General features: G+C 71.4%; 20 protein-coding genes. 10 read left to right on the top strand and 10 right to left on the bottom strand.

Going from position 1 to position 18,306, the window contains the following annotated elements; translation table 11 throughout:
* Nucleotides 1-46: 46 nt before the first annotated feature.
* The gene (gene mscL / locus QQA02_RS07350) at nt 47-466 is read left to right on the top strand and encodes a large conductance mechanosensitive channel protein MscL (RefSeq protein WP_284774915.1); all 420 of its coding nucleotides are present in this window, start codon (nt 47-49) and stop codon (nt 464-466) included.
* Here the strand turns inward: mscL and QQA02_RS07345 are convergent.
* The 5 genes from QQA02_RS07345 to QQA02_RS07325 all read right to left on the bottom strand — a co-directional run bounded on the left by QQA02_RS07345 (nt 463) and on the right by QQA02_RS07325 (nt 3,517).
* Nucleotides 463-705 (bottom strand): hypothetical protein, encoded by a 243-nt coding sequence (locus tag QQA02_RS07345; protein ID WP_284863893.1) that lies wholly within the window; start codon nt 703-705, stop codon nt 463-465. The two genes, mscL and QQA02_RS07345, sit on opposite strands and share 4 nt — an antisense overlap.
* Nucleotides 702-1,307: a MogA/MoaB family molybdenum cofactor biosynthesis protein gene (locus tag QQA02_RS07340; RefSeq protein ID WP_284775011.1), complete on the bottom strand. Its 606-nt coding sequence runs from the start codon at nt 1,305-1,307 to the stop codon at nt 702-704. Before QQA02_RS07340 ends, QQA02_RS07345 begins: the two co-directional genes overlap by 4 nt.
* 215 nt (nt 1,308-1,522) lie before the next feature.
* Entirely contained in the window at nt 1,523-2,812 is a 1,290-nt protein-coding gene (locus QQA02_RS07335) for a S1C family serine protease (protein WP_284863891.1), read from the bottom strand.
* Nucleotides 2,813-3,046: 234 nt separating this feature from the next.
* Nucleotides 3,047-3,220 (bottom strand): 50S ribosomal protein L32, encoded by a 174-nt coding sequence (rpmF, locus tag QQA02_RS07330; RefSeq protein WP_075663482.1) that lies wholly within the window; start codon nt 3,218-3,220, stop codon nt 3,047-3,049.
* Between the two features lie 21 nt (nt 3,221-3,241).
* Nucleotides 3,242-3,517: a type B 50S ribosomal protein L31 gene (locus QQA02_RS07325; RefSeq protein ID WP_284774921.1), complete on the bottom strand. Its 276-nt coding sequence runs from the start codon at nt 3,515-3,517 to the stop codon at nt 3,242-3,244.
* Between the two features lie 358 nt (nt 3,518-3,875).
* On the opposite strand from QQA02_RS07325, the gene rpmB reads away from it, so the two are divergent.
* From rpmB to QQA02_RS07295, 6 genes are all read left to right on the top strand, one after another.
* Nucleotides 3,876-4,112 (top strand): 50S ribosomal protein L28, encoded by a 237-nt coding sequence (gene rpmB / locus QQA02_RS07320; RefSeq protein ID WP_075663480.1) that lies wholly within the window; start codon nt 3,876-3,878, stop codon nt 4,110-4,112.
* A gap of 3 nt (nt 4,113-4,115) precedes the next feature.
* The gene (gene rpmG, locus QQA02_RS07315; RefSeq protein ID WP_075663479.1) at nt 4,116-4,280 is read left to right on the top strand and encodes a 50S ribosomal protein L33; all 165 of its coding nucleotides are present in this window, start codon (nt 4,116-4,118) and stop codon (nt 4,278-4,280) included.
* A 3-nt stretch (nt 4,281-4,283) separates the two neighbouring features.
* Entirely contained in the window at nt 4,284-4,589 is a 306-nt protein-coding gene (gene rpsN, locus QQA02_RS07310) for a 30S ribosomal protein S14 (protein ID WP_075663478.1), read from the top strand.
* Nucleotides 4,590-4,608: 19 nt separating this feature from the next.
* Nucleotides 4,609-4,857, top strand: coding sequence for a 30S ribosomal protein S18 (gene rpsR / locus QQA02_RS07305; protein WP_284774923.1), 249 nt, complete (start codon nt 4,609-4,611; stop codon nt 4,855-4,857).
* 183 nt (nt 4,858-5,040) lie between these two features.
* Entirely contained in the window at nt 5,041-5,994 is a 954-nt protein-coding gene (locus QQA02_RS07300; protein ID WP_284863884.1) for a putative nucleotidyltransferase substrate binding domain-containing protein, read from the top strand.
* A gap of 62 nt (nt 5,995-6,056) precedes the next feature.
* Nucleotides 6,057-6,728, top strand: a complete 672-nt coding sequence (locus QQA02_RS07295) for a TetR/AcrR family transcriptional regulator (protein WP_284863882.1) — start codon at nt 6,057-6,059, stop codon at nt 6,726-6,728.
* A 17-nt stretch (nt 6,729-6,745) separates the two neighbouring features.
* Here the strand turns inward: QQA02_RS07295 and purH are convergent, their stop codons facing one another.
* The 3 genes from purH to QQA02_RS07280 are packed head-to-tail and all read right to left on the bottom strand — an operon-like array spanning nt 6,746 to nt 10,786.
* On the bottom strand, nt 6,746-8,323 hold the full coding sequence (gene purH / locus QQA02_RS07290; protein WP_284774926.1) for a bifunctional phosphoribosylaminoimidazolecarboxamide formyltransferase/IMP cyclohydrolase: 1,578 nt from the start codon (nt 8,321-8,323) through the stop codon (nt 6,746-6,748).
* Between the two features lie 53 nt (nt 8,324-8,376).
* Nucleotides 8,377-8,955 carry a phosphoribosylglycinamide formyltransferase gene (gene purN / locus QQA02_RS07285; protein WP_284863880.1) on the bottom strand — a complete coding sequence of 193 codons (579 nt, stop codon included), beginning with the start codon at nt 8,953-8,955 and terminating at the stop codon, nt 8,377-8,379.
* Between the two features lie 52 nt (nt 8,956-9,007).
* The gene (locus QQA02_RS07280) at nt 9,008-10,786 is read right to left on the bottom strand and encodes a cell division protein PerM (RefSeq protein WP_284863878.1); all 1,779 of its coding nucleotides are present in this window, start codon (nt 10,784-10,786) and stop codon (nt 9,008-9,010) included.
* Nucleotides 10,787-11,138: 352 nt separating this feature from the next.
* Here QQA02_RS07280 and QQA02_RS07275 point away from each other — a divergent pair, with 352 nt between their 5' ends.
* Nucleotides 11,139-11,846 (top strand): M23 family metallopeptidase, encoded by a 708-nt coding sequence (locus QQA02_RS07275; protein ID WP_284863876.1) that lies wholly within the window; start codon nt 11,139-11,141, stop codon nt 11,844-11,846.
* 104 nt (nt 11,847-11,950) lie between these two features.
* Here QQA02_RS07275 and pcrA read toward each other — a convergent pair whose 3' ends face one another.
* On the bottom strand, nt 11,951-14,491 hold the full coding sequence (gene pcrA / locus QQA02_RS07270) for a DNA helicase PcrA (protein ID WP_284863875.1): 2,541 nt from the start codon (nt 14,489-14,491) through the stop codon (nt 11,951-11,953).
* A gap of 77 nt (nt 14,492-14,568) precedes the next feature.
* On the opposite strand from pcrA, the gene QQA02_RS07265 reads away from it, so the two are divergent.
* Complete coding sequence (locus tag QQA02_RS07265; protein WP_284863873.1) at nt 14,569-14,868, top strand: chorismate mutase; 300 nt, start codon at nt 14,569-14,571, stop codon at nt 14,866-14,868.
* 60 nt (nt 14,869-14,928) lie between these two features.
* On the opposite strand, the gene QQA02_RS07260 is transcribed toward QQA02_RS07265, so the two are convergent.
* Complete coding sequence (locus tag QQA02_RS07260; RefSeq protein ID WP_284863871.1) at nt 14,929-16,452, bottom strand: NAD-dependent succinate-semialdehyde dehydrogenase; 1,524 nt, start codon at nt 16,450-16,452, stop codon at nt 14,929-14,931.
* Nucleotides 16,453-16,634: 182 nt separating this feature from the next.
* Between QQA02_RS07260 and pgi the strand changes: the two genes are divergently transcribed.
* Entirely contained in the window at nt 16,635-18,278 is a 1,644-nt protein-coding gene (gene pgi / locus QQA02_RS07255; RefSeq protein WP_284863869.1) for a glucose-6-phosphate isomerase, read from the top strand.
* Nucleotides 18,279-18,306: the final 28 nt, after the last annotated feature.

Below are 18,306 nucleotides of genomic sequence, written 5' to 3'. Positions count from 1 at the left end.
AAGATCCGGTAGGCAAAACCAGACACCCGATTTGTGGAGGGCATTAATGCTCAAGGGATTCCGCGACTTCATCCTGCGCGGCAACGTCATCGAGCTCGCGGTCGCCGTCGTCATCGGCACCGCGTTCACGGCCATCGTCACCGCGTTCTCGGAGCACATCATCAACCCGCTGATCGCCTCCATCGGCGGCGGCCCGGACGTCTCCGGCCTGGGCTTCAGCATCATCCCCGGCAACGAGGCCACCTTCCTGGACTTCGGTGCCGTGATCACCGCCGCGATCAACTTCCTGATCATCGCCGCGGTGGTCTACTTCATCCTGATCGCCCCGATGAACAAGCTCAACGAGCTCCAGGCGCGCCGCAAGGGCGTCGCGGAGGAAGAGGGCCAGGAGGCCTCCATCGAGGCCAACCTGCTCTCCGAGATCCGCGACCTGCTCAAGGAGCAGCGCGGCACCGGCGTCAACTAACCGCCGTAGTGCGGGGGCCGCTGCTCGAGGAAGAACTCGAGCCCGTGCGGCTCGTCGTCCGCCTCGGGGTCCAGCAGGACCTCGCGTGCGGCGTCCGCGCCCCCCGCTGACTCATCCCACGCCCCGCCCGGCCCGAAGCCGTGGCGGGGCGTGTCTGCGCTCCGGTCGATGTTCTCCGCCGTGGAGGGCCGGCGCACCGCGCGGCGCTGACGTCGCGCGCGCCGCCCGCGCCCGGTCACCGGTGCGCCTCGTCGCGCGGCGCGACGTCGCCCATGCTCGCCCGCTGCAGCTCGTCGATGAGGTGGTGCACCAGCGGCGGGATCGTGGCCAGGCCGTCGCGGACGGCGGCCCGGGAGTCGGCGAGGTTGACCACCACGGTCTGGCCCGACACGCCGGCGGTGCCGCGCGAGGTGCAGGCGTCGATGGCCCCGCCGCGCAGCGCCGAGGAGCGCAGCGCCTGCGAGACCCCCGGCACCACCTGGTCGAGCACGGCGCGGGTGGCCTCGGGGGTCTTGTCGCGCGGGCTGACCCCGGTGCCGCCGACGGTGACCACCAGGTCCACGCCGCCGACCACGGCGGTCTCGATGGCCTGCCGGATCTGCGACTTGCTCGAGGCCACGCGCAGCACGCCGTCGACGGCGAAGCCGGCCTCGGTGAGCAGCTCGGTGAGCAGGTAGCCGGTGCCGTCGACCTCCTCGGTGCGGTGGTCGCTGACGATCACCGCGAGCGCGTTGCGTTGGGCGTGCACCGGCTGCTCGCGCTCGGTGGCCAGCAGGTAGTCCGGATCCGGGTCGCCCAGGTCCGCAAGGTCGCCGTGCGCGGCCGTGAAGTGCCGGTCCATCTCGTCGACCTCGTCGATCGGGTCGACCGCGTCCACCGGGTCGAAGTTCTCGGCCACGTCCGCCTCCGTCTCGGGCCCGTCCGTCATCTCGTGTCCTGTCCTACCCCGGCCCGCCGCGGGCGCGGTCCGGGGACCTCGATGTCTTTTCGCAGACTAATGCATCTCGCCTGCGCTGTCAGCACTTCCGCTCAGCACTTCCGCGCAGTGCGCCCGCGCTACTCGCTGGTGAGGGTGACCTCGACCGGGTGCGTCTCGCGCTCGTCGGCGGAGCGGACCTGAAGGGTGACCGTCTCGCCGAAGTCGTGGGTGCGCACCGCGGCGATGAGCGCGTCCGCCGAGTCGACGTGGCGGCCGTTGACCTGGGTGATGATGTCGCCCTCCTCGATGCCGGCGTCCTTGGCCGGGCCGTCGGGCACGGCGGCCACCACGGCGCCCTGGACGCGGTCGTCCGCGCGGACCTGCAGGCCGAGCATCGGCTGCTTGGCCTCACCGGTGTCCACCAGCTGCTTGGCCACGCGCTGCGCGAAGTTCGAGGGGATGGCGAAGCCCAGGCCGATGGAGCCGGACTGCTCGCTGGAGCCTCCGGCGGACAGCGAGGCGATCACGGAGTTCATGCCGATCAGCCGGCCGTCCATGTCGACCAGCGGGCCGCCGGAGTTGCCGGGGTTGATCGCCGCGTCGGTCTGCACGGCGTCGATGAGGGTGGACTCGCCGCCCTCGGCGGAGGCGCGGACCGGCCGGTTGAGCGCGGAGACGATGCCGGAGGTCACCGTCGAGGACAGCCCCAGCGGGGAGCCGACGGCGACGACGGGCTGGCCGACCTTGAGCCGGCTGGAGTCGCCGAACTCCATCACCGGCAGCCCGTCGACGCCCTGGATCTTGACCACCGCGATGTCCGTGGCGGTGTCCGCGGCGACGAGCTCGGCCGGGTGCGTCTGACCGTCGTTGAGCGTGACCTGCATCTGGGCGCCCGGCTCGGCGGCGGGTGCGGCGACGTGGGCGTTGGTGAGCACCAGGCCGTCGGAGGAGATGATCGAGCCGGAACCCTCGCCGCCCCCGCGGGCGGTGGCGACCTGGATGGAGACCACCGAGGGCAGCACGGCGTCGGCGACACGCTCGACACCGGTGGTCTCGCCGGTGGTGCCGCCCTGGCCCTCGCCGGAGCCGGTGCCGGAGTCGGCGGAGGTGGGCTCCTTGTCCAGGGCGCTCACGGCGGTCTGCTGCCCGCCGGAGGTCTGCGAGACGACGACGCCGGTCACGCCGCCGCCGACGAGCGCGGCGACCAGGCACATCGTCGTGGCCGCGCCGGCGCCGACGACGCGTCGGGGCCGATCGTGACCGGCCTGCGGCCGGCCCTGCGAAAGGCCCTCAGCGGGCCCCTGCCCCGAGGGGAACTGCGCCGTGGTCTCCTGCGTCTGCTCCGGCGAGCCCCACCCGGCCGTCGGTCCGTTGCCCTGCTGCGGCGCGGAAGGGTAACGGGAATCCTGGGGATTGAAGTTTTCCATGGCGACCATTGTGGCCCATCCGCCTGTATGTTCGCTGCGAGCGGGTCCCGAACCCGGCCAGCGGTTCGCCCGGAGGACGCCGTGGGACGGTCGCGGGCCACCTGAGGAAACAACCTCAAACAAAAGGGAGCGGACAGTGAAAAACCGGCCCACGCCGTCAGGCGGGGCCGGCGGTGACGGGCGCGGCGTCGTCAGGCGCGCGCGGCGTCGGAAAGCGTCCGGTGACGCGGGGAGCTAGAACTCCTCGACGTCGACGAGGCCGAGCTGGGCGGCCTTAACCAGACGGCGCGGGATGCGCACCGTCTGGCCGTCGATGCGGACCTCCTGGAGGGCGGTGTTGTTGGCCTTCCACTGCGAACGACGCATGTGGGTGTTCGCGCGGGACTTCCTGAACTTCGGGGTTGCCATGGTCTCTTTCCCTCCTCTTTATTACTTGTTGGTGGTGCGCTTCTTGCGGCGGGCCATGCCGCCGAAACGCTTCTGGAACTTCTCGACGCGGCCGGCGGTGTCCATGAGACGCTGCGCACCGGTCCAGAACGGGTGGGACTCAGCGGTCACGTCGGCGACGATGAGCGGGTACTCGTTGCCGTCCTCCCACTCAACGGTGCGGTCGGAGGTGACGGTAGAGCGGGTCAGGAACTGGTGACCGGTGCCCGCGTCTCGGAAGACCACCATGTGGTAGTCGGGGTGGATGTCCTTCTTCATATACGATTCCCTCAGGGTTGAAACTTCAGGTCGTCTCCGCCGGTCGGGACCGCTTGCACGCGGCCCGGACGGATCGTGCCTGAGTTGGGCTTCGATGAACCTCTGACACTGTACACGTGGGGGCGCCGCGGGCGAAATCGCCCCGGCCAGGGGCGTAGACACCCTGCGCGACCGGGGATTATGTCCAGCGGCGGGGCCCGTGTATGCTGTCCCCTTGCTGTTGTCGAAAATAATCGTCTACGCCCCGTACGCTGGCGACGGCAGCGCCCCGACCACGTATCGAGCCGCCTCTCGATGCCCCCGGCCGGCGTGGCGCAGCCGTGGAGCGGACGTGGGCGGCTAGGAGAAAGACCCAACCATGTCGGCTATTTGCCAGGTCACGGGACGCAAGCCGCAGTTCGGCAAGCAAGTCTCGCACTCGCACCGCCGCACCTCGCGCCGTTGGAACCCCAACGTCCAGCGCCGGCGGTTCTACCTGCCCTCCGAGGGCCGGACCATCACCCTGAACGTTTCCACCAAGGGCCTGAAGATCATCGACCGCGACGGCATCGAGTCCGTTGTCGCGAAGATCCGAGCACGTGGGGAGAAGATTTAACCAATGGCACGCAACGACATCCGCCCGATCATCAAGCTGAAGTCGACCGCGGGCACCGGTTACACCTACGTGACCCGGAAGAACAAGCGCAACAACCCGGATCGCATCACGATCAAGAAGTACGACCCGGTCGTCCGCAAGCACGTCGAGTTCCGCGAGGAGCGATAATTCATGGCCAAGAAGTCCAAGATCGCCAAGAACGAGCAGCGCAAGGAAATCGTCGCCCGCTACGCGGAGCGCCGCGCCGAGCTCAAGAAGATCATCAAGAACCCGAACACCCCCGACGAGGACCGTCTCGAGGCACAGTTCGAACTGAACCGCCAGCCGCGTGACGCCTCCCCGGTGCGCGTGCGCAACCGCGACTCCCACGACGGCCGTCCGCGCGGCTACCTCCGCCGCTTCGGTCTGTCGCGTGTCCGCATGCGCAACATGGCCCACCGTGGCGAGCTGCCCGGTGTCCGTAAGTCGAGCTGGTGAGAGGGAGTTCTGAGAAAGCATGAAGCGTAACAACGCCAAGCGCGGCCGCATCGAGCACAGCCGCCGCAACAAGAAGAACCCGCTCAAGGCAGCGGGCATCGAGAAGGTCGACTACAAGGACACGACGACTCTTCGTCAGTTCATCTCCGACCGTCACAAGATCCGTTCGCGCCGCGTCACGGGCCTGACCCCGAAGCAGCAGCGCGAGGTCGCCGCCGCCGTGAAGAACGCGCGCGAGATGGCGCTCCTGCCGTTCACCAGCCGCTAAACCAGCACTGAGGACGTCTGACGCTTAGGACGCAACAGCGGCCTGATCCCGCTGGTTTCACCCCGCGTCGGTGACGGCCATGACCGCCCGCCCGGTTTCCCACGAGGAACCGGGCGGGCGGTTTTTCGTCTAGGCTCCGTGGGGTACCGAAACCGCCTCTTCAGGATGGTGAGAGAGACACTCATGCTGCACGCTTCCCTGCGGGCCCTCGAGGAGGCCGCGCCCGACTGCCGATCGGCCGCCCAGGCCCGCGGCGTCCTCGCCGAGTCCCACGAGCTTCTGCGCAACGCCCTGGCCCACTCCGACGACGAGTCCGAGCTGGTGCACTGGTACTCACGGGTGCTCGCGGCGGTGCTGGCCTCCCCCGCCGTGGCTGAGATCGCCGGCGCCGTGCGGCTGGTTCCGCTGGGCGCGCTCGCGCGCCGTGAGGTGCTGCCCGACAGCCCGCTGCGCTTCGCCGCCGTGCTTGACGACGCCGCGTCGGCCGGCGCGGGCGCGAAGGAAGCGGTGGGGCGCGTGGTGGCGCTCTTCGCCGACGCCGAGGTGCCGGCCGAGGCCGGCGGGGAGCCAGTGACGGAGGCCAAGCGTGCCGCCCGTCTCGAGGCCGCGCTGGAGCAGGCGGACATGGCCACGGTGGCCGACGCCGCCGACTCCGCGCTCGCGGAGGGTGAGACGCTCGACGAGCGCTCCTGGGCGCCGCTGGCGGCCTGCTTCGAGGCCGCCCGCCCGGTGGGCCTGCGCGTGCGCGACGGACTGCCGGACCGCTCCGTGACCGTGGACGTGGAGCGGGACCTGGTCGAGCCGGTGGCCGCTGTGGCCCGCTGGGCCGCCAACAGCGCGGGCACACCCTCGATGACGACCTCGGGTCGGCTGGCCGTGGCCGCCGACCGTGGCGTGCTCTCCCCCGCCGAGGCCGAGGAGCTCGAGCTGGCCTGGCGCACGGGCGTACGCATCCGGCTGCGTCGCTGGGACGAGCGCGTGAGCACCCGCCCGGTGCCCGCCGAGGACCTCTCCGCGGTGCAGCGCAGCGCCTACGGCGCCTCCGCGCGCGGGCTGGCGACCGTCATCGACGCCGTGGCCGCCCGCGTGGAGGGCAAGGCCGGCGACCCGGCGGGCGACCCCGCGGCGCCCGCGTGACCCCGCCGCCCGGGTGGGTAGCATGGACGACGTCCGAAAAGACGATCAGGAGGTAGAAGAGCGTGGCAGGACAGGTGGGACGCCCCCGCAAGCAGAGCCCGCGGCGCCGGGGAGCGACGGCGCGCGAGGAGATCCTCGACGCGGCCAGTGAGCTGTTCACCCGCCAGGGCTTCGCCACCACCTCGACCCACCAGATCGCCGACGCCGTCGGCATCCGGCAGGCCTCGCTGTACTACCACTTCCCGTCGAAGACCGAGATCTTCCTGACACTCTTGAAGTCCACGATCGAGCCCTCGGTGAAGCTGGCCGAGCAGCTGGCCGCCACCGACGAGCCCGCGCCGCTGCGGCTGTGGGCGATGGTGGCCGCCGAGGCGCGGCTGCTCCTGGTCACCCGGTGGAACGTCGGGCGGCTCTACCAGCTGCCCGTGGCCGCCTCCGAGGAGTTCGCCGAGTACCACGCCCAGCGCGCGGAGCTGGCGGAGTCCTTCCGGACGCTGGCCGCCGAGCTGGTCGGCGAGGACGACCCCCGCCTGACGCTCCCCTTCCACCTGGCGATGAGCGCGATCGAGATGCGCGACAACACGGGCACCCCCGCCGCCGACGCCGGGGCCGACGAGCTTCCGCAGATCGCGGTCACGCTCGCCGACGCGGCGCTCGACGTGCTGCACACCGAGCTGCCGGAGGGCCGCGGTCCCCGCACCGTGGCCCTCCTGAAGGGGTTCGCCGGCGACTAGCGCCGGCGGCTGGCGCGCTAGTGCGCGAAGTGGCGCGCGCCGGTCAGGTACATCGTCACGCCGGCCTTCTCGGCCGCGGCGATGACCTCATCGTCACGGATCGAGCCGCCCGGCTGGACGACGGCCTTCACACCGGCGTTGGCCAGCACCTCGAAGCCGTCCGCGAACGGGAAGAAGGCGTCCGAGGCGCCGACGGAGCCGCGGGCGCGCTCGTTGCCCTCGCCGCCGAGGGTGTTGGCGCGCTCGACGGCAAGCTTGGCCGAGTCGACGCGGTTGACCTGGCCCATGCCGGCGCCGACGGTCGCACCGTCGTGGGCCAGCAGGATGGCGTTGGACTTCACCGCGCGCACGGCGTGCCAGGCGAAGGCGAGGTCCTTCAGGGTCGCCTCGTCGGCGGGCTCGCCTGCGGCCAGGGTCCAGTTGGCCGGGTCGTCGCCGTCGGCGTGCAGGATGTCGCGCTCCTGGACGAGCGCGCCGCCGGAGATCTGCTTGACCTCGAAGCCGGCGCGCTCGGGCGCCTCGGCCTCGATGATGCGCAGGTTCTTCTTGGTCTCGAGCAGCTCGCGGGCCTCCGGCTCGTAGCCGGGGGCGACGATGACCTCGGTGAAGACTGGCTTGACCTGCTCGGCCATTTCGAGGGTGACCGTGCGGTTGGCGGCGATGACTCCGCCGTAGGCGCTCATCGGGTCGCAGGCGTGGGCCTTCTTGTGGGCGTCTGCGATGGAGACGTCCGAGATGGCGATGCCGCACGGGTTGGCGTGCTTGATCACCGCCACGCAGGCGTCCTCGTGGTCCCAGGCCGCGCGCCACGCGGCGTCGGCGTCCTGGTAGTTGTTGTAGCTCATCTCCTTGCCGTGGTACTGCTTCGCGCCGGCCAGCCCGCCGCCGGCCGGGTCGCGGTAGAGCGCGGCGGCCTGGTGCGGGTTCTCGCCGTAGCGCAGCTCGCGGACCAGCTCGTGGGCCTGGCCGCGCCAGCCCGGGAAGGCCTGGTCCTCGCCGCGGGTCTGCTCGGACAGCCAGCCGGCGACGGCGACGTCGTACTCGGCGGTGTGGCGGAAGGCCGCGGCGGCCAGCTCCGTGCGCTCGGCGAGGGTGAAGCCGCCGGCCTTGGCGGCCTCGACGGCGTCGCCGTAGCGGGCCGGATCGACGACCACGGCCACCGACGGGTGGTTCTTCGCGGCGGCGCGCACCATGGACGGGCCTCCGATGTCGATCTTCTCGACGCAGTCGTCGAAGCCGGCGCCCGAGGCGACGGTCTCGGCGAACGGGTAGAGGTTGACCACCACGAGCTGGAAGGCCTCGACGCCGAGCTCCTCGAGCTGGGCGAGGTGCTCCGGCTTGCGGGTGTCGGCGAGGATGCCGGCGTGCACCTTCGGGTGCAGGGTCTTCACGCGGCCCTCGAGGCACTCGGGGAAGCCGGTGAGCTCCTCGACGCGGGTGACGTCCACACCGGCGTCGGCGATGCGGGCGGCGGTCGAGCCGGTCGAGACGATCTCGACGCCGGCCTCGGCCAAGCCGCGGGCGAGGTCCTCCAGGCCGGTCTTCTCGTAGACGCTGATCAGTGCGCGCTTGATGGGCTTGCGGTCTTCGGTCATGGGGCAGACACTTCCTTGGGTCGTTCGGGTGGGGGTCGTCTCGCTCACGCGGGTCAGTCGGGGCTGGCCCCGGCGCGGTGGAAGCCCTCGAGGACGGAGACGATGAGGCGGCGCTCGACCTTCTTGATGCGCTCGTGCAGCTCGGCCTCGTCCTCCCCGTCGACGACTTCGACGGGCTTCTGGGCGATGATCGGGCCGGTGTCCACACCGGCGTCGACGAAGTGCACGGTCGATCCGGTCACCTTCACCCCGTAGGCCAGCGCGTCGCGCACGGCGTGGGCGCCCGGGAAGGAGGGCAGCAGCGCGGGGTGGGTGTTGACGGTGCGCCCGCCGAAGCGGTCGAGGAAGGGCGCACCGAGGATCTTCATGAATCCGGCGGAGACCACGTAGTCGGGCGCGGCGGCCTCGACGGTGTCTGCGAGCCGGACGTTCCAGGCGTCCCGGTCCCCCTCGAGCGGGACGGTCAGGGCCTCGATCCCCGCACGCCCGGCGCGCTGAAGCGCGGGGCAGTCCTTGTCCGCGACGACGCGGACGATCCGGTAGGCGGCGCCCTGGTGGTCGATCAGCGACTGCAGCAGCGTGCCGGTTCCGGAGACGAGTACGACGATGTTCAGCGGATCCCTGAATGTCACGGCTCACAGCCTAGCGCGTCGGCCTGTCCCCTCCCCCGGCCGGGTCAGGCGCTCAGTCGCGCGGCTGCGGGGACTGCGGGTCCTCGCCCGCGTCCGCGCCGTCGGAGTCGACGGGAGTGTCCTCCTGGAAGTCCTCGTAGAAGCCCTCGAAATCGGGCTCGGCAGGTTCGGTGGGTTCGGCGGGCGCGGTGTCCGGGGTGGACTCGGCGTCGGCGCCGGTTTCGGAGTCGGCGTCGGCGTCGGAGTCGAGGAGCTCACTGACCGGGACGGCCTCGCCGCGCGGGGCGGCGTCGGTGTCGGTGGCGGTGTCCCCGTCCGGGTCGGCGTCGTCCGCGTCGGTGTCGGCCTCGACGTCCTCGAGCTCATCGGCCTCGGCGTCGGTGTCATCATCGGCCTCGTCGACGACCTCACCGTCGACCGGCTCCGCGTCCTCGTCCCCGTCCTCTTCATCCTGCGCCGCGCGCCCGTCGGCGGCGAGAGCGTCCGCGGAGAGCGTGTCGGCCAGGCCGCGGCGCCGGATCTCGGCCAGGCCCGCGGCCACGAGCCCGACCACGCCGAGCCACACGGCGGCGAGCAGACCTGCCAGCCAGGCCATCGGGCCCGTGGGACCGTAGACGCCCATCTCGCCGCCGGCGAGGTAGCAGGCCGCCCACGCGAAGACCCCGGCGAAGGCGGCCCCGGCGAGCGCCTCACGCCAGTCGGGCAGACGCCGGTAGGCCAGCCACGCACCGGCCAGGGCCGGCAGCAGCAGGAAGACCATCGCCCAGGCGGGCATCTCGGCGGGCACCGCGGAGAAGACCGGCAGCGGCGGCAGCGGCACCAGGTGCACCGAGAACAGCGAGACCGAGGCCGCGCCCGCGTGCACCTCGGAGCCGAGCAGCACCGCGCCGGCGGAGATGACCGCGTTGGGCAGGTACAGCAGGGTGATCAGCACGATCAGCAGCGCCTCGCCGACGCCGTGCGCGGAGGCGAAGATCTCGGCGACCTCGCCGCCGTGCAGGGCCAGGCCCAGCAGCCAGGCCACGAGCCCCGCGCCCGCGGTGAGGCCGAGGAACTGCGCCGCGGTGCGCGCGGCGTCGACAAGCCAGTCCGGGGAGCCGAAGCGGTGCGCCAGCGCCCGCCACAGGCGGGCGCGCATGCCGGTGACCAGAGCGCCGAGGTGGACGAGCACCGTGGCGAGCACGGCGTGGCCCACCGGGGGCAGGTCGACCGGGTAGACGGAGGCGGCGTCGTAGACCATGAACAGCGCGATCAGGGTGAGCCCGAGCGGCAGCCCGACCACCCCGGCGGTGAGCACGCCCAGGTCCGCCAGGCTCACGCGGTCTTTCACCGCGCGGTGCACCCTGCGCGAGATCACCCACGCGAAGAGGATCGCCGGCACCAGCGGCACCACGCCGAGGGCCACCCCGTCAAGCGAGATCGGCGCGGCGTTGAGCACCAGCCAGGCGCTGCCCACGCTCGCCGGCAGGGCCGAGAGCGGCGTCGAGGTCACCAGCAGGGTGACCGCGGCGATCACGACGATCAGCAGCACCGCCACGATGTGCGGCAGGATCGCCGTCGGCAGCTTGCGACGCAGGCGCACCGGCAGGCGCCAGGAGCGCTCGCTGACGGTGCGGGCGGTGTCCGTCGCGACGTCGGCACGCGTGCCCACCCGTTCCGCCGAGCGCGGCGGGCGCCCCTCCTGCACGGGTTGGGTGCGCGGACGGCGCCGGGGCCGCTGGCGACCCCGGCCGGTGCGGCCGGAACGGGCTGTGGCGCGCACGTCGCGGCCGCCCCGGGCACCCCAGGGGCCGGCGGCGGTGCGCGGCGTGCGGTTGGACTGACGATTCATCTCCTTTACTGTGCCACGCCCGGGCGCCCCCGTGGCGGCGGCGCGCGCCCGCGCGAGGCGTTCGCGGTCCCGCAGTTGCCGCCAAGCCGGCGCACACGGCGGCGCGCGCCCGCGCGAGGCGTTCACCACGGTTTCTCCGGTGGTCCGGGACAGTTCCGGTCACCGTCCTGTAACATTCCCCGAAGTGCGTGCGATAGGTCTTCTCCGCACACGCCCCCGAGCGGGCTTGCCCCCCTCAAATCGAGACGCTATTGTTATCCGGCGTAGATAACGAGAAGGTCACGACGCGGTCACGGAATGTGATACATTCCAGGCCTGCAGTCGGAAAGAACGTGAGACGGAAGTAGGAACGTTGGGTAGGCACCGCAAGATCACCTCGGCCCAGACGACCAGGGGTCGTATCGCGCTCGTCGCCGCCACCGCCGGCACGGTCTCCACCGCCGGCATCGGCGGTGCGGCCGCCGCGACGATGCAGAACCCGGCCGAGCAGGACGCGCACTCCTATGAGCTGGCCGCCGACGCGGCCACCATCGACGACGCGACCGCCGCCGAGGCTGCCCCGCAGATCCTCAACATCTCCGAGTTCAAGCCGGCCTCCGACATCCAGGACCAGCTGGGCAAGGCCGTCGCCTTCAACGACGAGCGCATGGCCGCCGACGCCGCCGCGCGCATGCCGCAGATCATCAAGCCCGCCGTGGGCTCCTTCACCTCCGGCTTCGGCGCGCGCTGGGGCACCGTCCACAACGGCGTGGACATCGCCAACGCCCTGGGCACCCCGATCGTGGCCGCCATGGACGGCGTCGTCATCGACGCGGGCCCGGCCTCCGGCTTCGGCAACTGGGTGCGCATCAAGCACGAGGACGGCACCATCACCGTCTACGGCCACATGTCCACCATCGACGTGACCGTCGGCCAGCAGGTCACCGCCGGCACCAAGATCGCCGGCATGGGCTCCGAGGGCTTCTCCACTGGCTCCCACCTCCACTTCGAGGTGCACCCCGCCGGCGGCGGCCCGATCGACCCGCTGCCCTGGCTCGCCGAGCGCGGCATCACGCTCTAAGCAGGTCTCACCGCCGGGCCCCGCTCCCGGCCTCTCCCCCGCCCCTTTTCGGGACGGGGGCCTTCTCGTATCTGGGGGCCGATCCCCGGCCCCGCCTCCTCTGCCTACAGCTTCTCCATCGGCACGCCGCCGATGAGCATCAGGCGCACCGTGCCGGCCGAGCCGAAGTCGATGGTCACCGTCGCGCGCGGACCGCTGCCGTCGGCCGCGGTGACCGTGCCCAGCCCGTACTTGGCGTGGTTGACCCGGTCGCCCACCGCCAGGGTGAGGTGGTTGTTCTTCATCGACTGCTGGCGCTCGCGGTTGCGCCGCGCGCGCCCGCCGGAACCCGAGCCCGAACCGGAGCCGGAACCCGACCCGGACCGCGGGCCCGGGCCGCCGCCGGAACCGGAGCGCGAACCGCCGTAGTAGCCGAGCCCCGAGGAACCCCAGGACGGCTCGGTCCAGCCGCCGCCGGAGGGCTCCTCGCGCACCCAGTCGATTAGCTCGTCGGGGATCTCGCCGAGGAATCGGCTCGGCGGGTTGGTCATCGGGTTGCCCCAGGAGCTGCGCACCAGCGCGCGGGTGATGTAGAGGCGGCGGCGGGCACGGGTGATGCCGACGTAGGCCAGGCGGCGCTCCTCGGCGAGCTCCTTCGGGTCGCCCAGGGCGCGCAGGTGCGGGAACTGCCCGTCCTCCCAGCCGGTCAGGAAGACCACGGGGAACTCCAGGCCCTTGGCGGTGTGCAGCGTCATCAGGGTGACCACGCCCTGCTCGTCGTCGGGGATCTGGTCGGCGTCGGCGACCAGGGAGACCCGTTCGAGGAAGGCCTGCAGGCTGCCCGGGGCGGGCTCGCCCTCCTCGAGCTCCGGGGCGGCCGAGCCGTCCATGGCCTGGTAGGCGGCCTCGTTGGCGGCCTGGGAGGAGAACTCGCGGGCCACGGAGACCAGCTCGTTGAGGTTGTCCAGGCGCGCGCCGTCCTGCGGGTCGTTGGAGGCCTCCAGCTCCGCCTTGTATCCGGTGGCGTCGAGGATGCGGGCGACCAGGTCGCCGATGGCCGGCAGCCCGGTGTCCGGGTCGACCAGCTGCTCGGCCTCGGCGCGCAGGCCGTCCATCAGCTCGACGAAGCGGCCGATGGCGTTGCGCCCGCGCGAGCCGAGCATGGAGATCTTGCCCTCGGCGGCGTCGCGCAGCGCCTCGCCGAAGGAGATCTCGGCGTTCTCGGCGTGCAGGGCGACGAAGGACTGCGCCCGGTCGCCCACGCCGCGCTTGGGGGTGTTGACGATGCGCCGCAGGCTGACCGTGTCGTCCGGGTTGTCCAGCACGCGCAGGTAGGCGACGAGGTCGCGGATCTCGCGGCGCTCGTAGAACCGGGTGCCGCCGACGACCTTGTAGGGGATGCCGGAGCGGATGAAGATGTCCTCGAGCGCGCGCGAGGCGTTGTTGGTCCGGTACATCACGGCGATGTCGGAGTAGGCGGTGCCGCGCTCGGCCAGCGAGTCGATCTCGGCGGCGATGTAGCGCGCCTCGTCGTGCTCGTTGTCGGCGACGTAGCCGGTGATCCGCTCGCCCTCGCCGAGCGCGGTCCACAGCTTCTTCTCGCGGCGGTGCTCGTTGCGCGAGATCACGGAATTCGCCGCGTCCAGGATCGTCTGCGTGGAGCGGTAGTTCTGCTCGAGCAGGATCGTCTCGGCCTGCGGGAAGTCGCGCTCGAACTCCTCGATGTTGCGGATGGTCGCCCCGCGGAAGGCGTAGATGGACTGGTCGGAGTCGCCGACCACGCACAGCTCGCCGGCGTCCTCGCCGCGGCCGACGAGGGTGGAGACGAGCTCGTACTGGGCGTGGTTGGTGTCCTGGTACTCGTCGATGAGCACGTGGCGGAAGCGGCGCCGGTAGTACTCGGTGACCTCGGGGTGCTCGCGGAAGACGCGCACGACCTCGCCGATCAGGTCGTCGAAGTCGACGGCGTTGGCCCGGTGCAGGCGCGCCTGGTACTCGGCGTAGACGGCGGCGACGGTGGACTCGAAGGGGTTGCGGGTGTTGCCCGCGTCCTCGATGGCCTGGGCGGGGTCGACCAGCTCGTTCTTCAGGTTCGAGATCTGGTTGGCCAGGGTGCGCGCGGTGAACTTCTTCAGGTCCAGCTGCATGTCCTTGGCGATCATGGTCAACAGCCGGCGAGAGTCGTCCGAGTCGTAGATGGTGAAGTTCGAGTTCAGCCCCTCGACCAGCTGCGCCTGGGCGCGCAGGATGCGCACGCACACCGAGTGGAAGGTGGCCACCCACATCCGCTCGGCGACGGGGCCGACCAGGTCGGCCACGCGCTCGCGCATCTCGGCGGCCGCCTTGTTGGTGAAGGTGATGGCCAGCACCTGCCAGGGGTTCACCCCGCGCACGCGCATCAGGTAGGCGATGCGCCGGGTGAGCACGGCGGTCTTGCCGGAGCCCGCGCCCGCCACGATGAGCAGCGGCCCGCCGGCGTGCTCCACGGCGGCGCGCTGGGCGGGGTTGAGCCCCTCGACCAGGTCCGCCCCGCTTACCGACGTCGCGTCCGTGCGCGTCGGCGCGGACGTGCGGGTCGGCGCGGGGGCGTCGGCGCGCCCGCGGGCGCGGGCGAAGGGGTTGTCGGCGGCGTGGGCTCGGGGCTGCTGCGGCTGCGGGTTGTCCATGATGGATCCCAACCTACCCGGTGGCCGGGGCGGGACCGGAGGGGCCGCTCACCTGCGGGCGTGGCATGATGATGGACATGTCTGACTCCCCGGCACCCGACCTCTCCCCCACCGGCACCGACGATCCGCTCTCGGACGCTCAGATCCAGGAGTACCGCGCGGAGATCAACCGGCTCGACGAGGAGATCCTCGCCGCCGTCAAGCGGCGCACGCAGATTTCCCGGGCGGTGGGCAAGGCTCGCATGGGCTCGGGCGGCACCCGCCTGGTGCACACCCGCGAGGTGGCCATCATCAACCAGTTCCGCGAGGAGCTCGGCGAGGAGGGCCCGGAGCTCGCCGCCATCCTGCTGCGCCTCGGGCGCGGCCGCCTCGGCTAGGTTCCGCGGCCTACGCCGCGGAACCGGGGCAGGCGGAACCGGATCAGCGGAGGGGCTGATCTAGCGGGGCACCGAGATGAACTTCTCCTCGAGGTACTCGTGAATGCCCTGGAAGCCGCCCTCGCGGCCCAGGCCGGATTCCTTGACCCCGCCGAAGGGGGCGGCCGGGTCGGAGAGCCCGCCCTTGTTCAGGGCGACCATGCCGGCCTCGACGCGCTCGGCCAGCGCCAGGGCGTGGGTGAGGTTCTCCGAGAAGACGTAGGCGGCCAGCCCGAAGGGCGTGGAGTTGGCCTTCTCGACGGCCTCGTCGTCGGTGGCGAAGGTGTCCACCGCGACCACGGGGCCGAAGATCTCATTGTGCAGGATCTCCGCGTCCGCCGGCAGGTCGGTCAGCACGGTGGCCGGGTAGTAGTAGCCGCCCTCGGGAAGCCCCTCGGGAAGCTCCCCGCCGACGATGCGGCGCGCGCCCTTGTCCAGGGCGTCGTCGACGAGCCCGGAGACGGTCTCGACCTGGTCGGTGCCCGAGAGCGGGCCGTAGTCCACGCCCGCGCCGTTGCCCGGGCCGATCGTCAGCGAGCCCATCAGCTCGGCGACCTTCGCGGTGAACTCCTCGGCCACGGACTCGTGGACCAGGAAGCGGTTGGCGGCGATGCAGACCTGGCCGGCGCCGCGCATCTTGGCCACGGCGACGGCCTGGGCGGCGGTGTCGAGGTCCGCGTCGGCGGCGACGATGTAGGGCGCGTTGCCGCCCAGCTCCAGCGAGACCTTCATGGAGTGGCCCGCGGCCTCCGCGGCGAGCTGCTGGCCCACGGCGGTGGAACCCGTGAACGTGAACTTGCGCACGCGCGCGTCGTCAAGCAACGCGGAGACGTTCGACGCCTTCTTGGCCGGGACCACGGCCAGCACGCCGTCGGGAAGCCCGGCCTCCTTGAGCACCTGGGCGAGGTAGAGCATCGTCAACGGAGTCTTGGACGCCGGCTTGACCAGCATGGTGCAGCCGGCCGCCAGCGCCGGGGCGATCTTGCGCGCGCCCATGGCCAGCGGGAAGTTCCACGGCGTGATCGCCAGGCAGGGGCCCACGGGCTGCTCGGCGACGAGAATGCGGGACTTGCCGTCGGGGCTGACGCGGTACTCGCCGCGCGGGCGCACGGCCTCCTCGGCGAACCAGCGGAAGAACTCGGCGCCGTAACCGACCTCGGCCGCGGAGTCCTTCAGCGCGCGGCCCAGCTCGAGGGTCTGCAGCAGGGCCAGCTCCTCGGAGCGCTCGCCGAGCAGCTCGAAGGCGCGGCGCAGGATCTCGGAGCGCTCGCGCGGGGCGGTCGCGGCCCAGGAGTCCTGGGCGGCGCAGATCGAGTCGAGCGCGCGGCGGGCGTCGGCCTCGGAGCCGGCGGCGACCTCGGTGAGCACGGAGCCGTCGGCCGGGTTGAAGACCTCGAAGGTCTCCCCGCCCTCGGCGGCGACGAACCCGCCGTCGATGAACAGCCCCTTCGGGGTCCTCTCGATCAGCTCCCGCGGGTCCACGGAGGACGCCTGCGCGGTGCCGGCGGAGGTGTTTTCGGTGTTCTTCTCGGTGTTATCGGCCATGACCCCACTATGCCCCCGGCGACGTGGCCTCCGCCACTGTCCAGGGCGGGTGCCGGGGACGCCACGCCGCCGTGTGGCGGGGCAGGCAGGCCGGCCGTGCGCCCGCTCACGTGCGCGGCGCCGGGCGCCGGGCCGAACTATCGTGGTGGAGTACCACCGAACCTCCCAGATAAGGAGCGCAGATGACCGCCGACATCACGGCCACCACCGCCTGGAAGAACCTCGAGGACCGCTACGAGGCGACCCGGGAGGTGACGCTGCGCGAGCTGTTCGCCGCCGATCCCGACCGGGCCGGGAACTTCTCCTTCGACGCCGCCGGGCTGCACGTCGACCTGTCGAAGAACCTCCTCGACGAGGAGACCCGCGACGCCCTGGTCGCCCTGGCCGAGGAGATCGGGCTGAAGGACCGCGTCGAGGCGATGTTCTCCGGCGAGCACATCAACAACACCGAGGACCGCGCGGTGCTGCACACCGCCCTGCGCCTGCCCGCCGAGGAGCAGCTGAAGGTCGACGGCCAGGACGTCGCCGCCGACGTGCACGAGGTGCTCGGCCGCATGCGCGACTTCGCCTCGAAGCTGCGCTCCGGCGAGTGGCTCGGCCACACCGGCCACACCATCAAGAAGGTCGTCAACATCGGCATCGGCGGCTCGGACCTGGGCCCGAAGATGGCCACCCTAGCGCTGCGCGCCTACGCCACCGCGGGCATCAGCGGCGAGTTCGTCTCCAACGTCGACCCAGCCGACATGGCCGCCACCCTGGACCGCCTCGACCCCGAGTCGACGCTGTTCATCATCTCCTCGAAGACCTTCACCACCCAGGAGACCCTGGCCAACGCGCACGCCGCCAAGCGCTGGCTGCTCGAGCACTTCGACGGCGAGGAGGCCGCGATCGCCAAGCACTTCGTCGCGGTGTCCACCAACGCCGAGAAGGTCGCCGAGTTCGGCATCGACACGGACAACATGTTCGGCTTCTGGGACTGGGTCGGCGGCCGCTACTCCGTCGACTCCGCCATCGGGCTTTCCCTGATGTGCGTGATCGGGCCGATGGACTTCATGCGCTTCCTCGAGGGCTTCCACGCGATGGACGTCCACTTCCGCACCGCCAAGTTCGCGGAGAACATCCCGGTGCTCATGGGCCTGCTCAACGTCTGGTACTCCAACTTCCACGGCGCCCAGACCCACGCGGTGCTGCCCTACTCGCAGGACCTCTCCCGCTTCCCGGCCTACCTGCAGCAGCTGACCATGGAGTCCAACGGCAAATCGACCCGCCGCGACGGCGAGCGCGTCAACTACTCCACCGGCGAGATTTTCTGGGGCGAGCCCGGCACCAACGGCCAGCACGCCTTCTACCAGATGATTCACCAGGGCACCCGCCTGATCCCGGCGGACTTCATCGGCTTCGCCCGTCCCAAGGAGGACCTGCCCACCGCCACCGGCGAGGGCTCGATGCACGATCTGCTGATGGGCAACTTCTTCGCCCAGACCAAGGTGCTCGCCTTCGGCAAGACCGCCGAGGAGATCGCCGCCGAGGGCGTCGACCCGGCGATCGTGCCGCACAAGGTCATGCCGGGCAACCGCCCGACCACCACGATCCTGGCCGAGGAGCTAACCCCGGCCGTCCTCGGCGCGCTTATCGCCCTCTACGAGCACATCACCTTCGTCGAGGGTGCCGTCTGGGACATCAACTCCTTCGACCAGTGGGGCGTGGAGCTGGGCAAGCAGCAGGCCAACGACCTGGCCCCGGCCGTCAGCGGCGAGGTCGAGCCGGACACCGGCGACGCCTCCACCGACTCCCTGATCGGCTGGTACCGCACCCACCGCGGTTAGGCCGCTGAGGCTGAGCCGGTCTTGCTGA

The sequence above is a fragment of the Corynebacterium sp. MSK006 genome (genome assembly GCF_030232385.1).
GTDB lineage: Bacteria > Actinomycetota > Actinomycetes > Mycobacteriales > Mycobacteriaceae > Corynebacterium > Corynebacterium frankenforstense_A.
The sequence above is the reverse complement of the archived record's forward strand: the minus strand, read 5'-3'. Positions and strand labels throughout refer to the sequence as shown.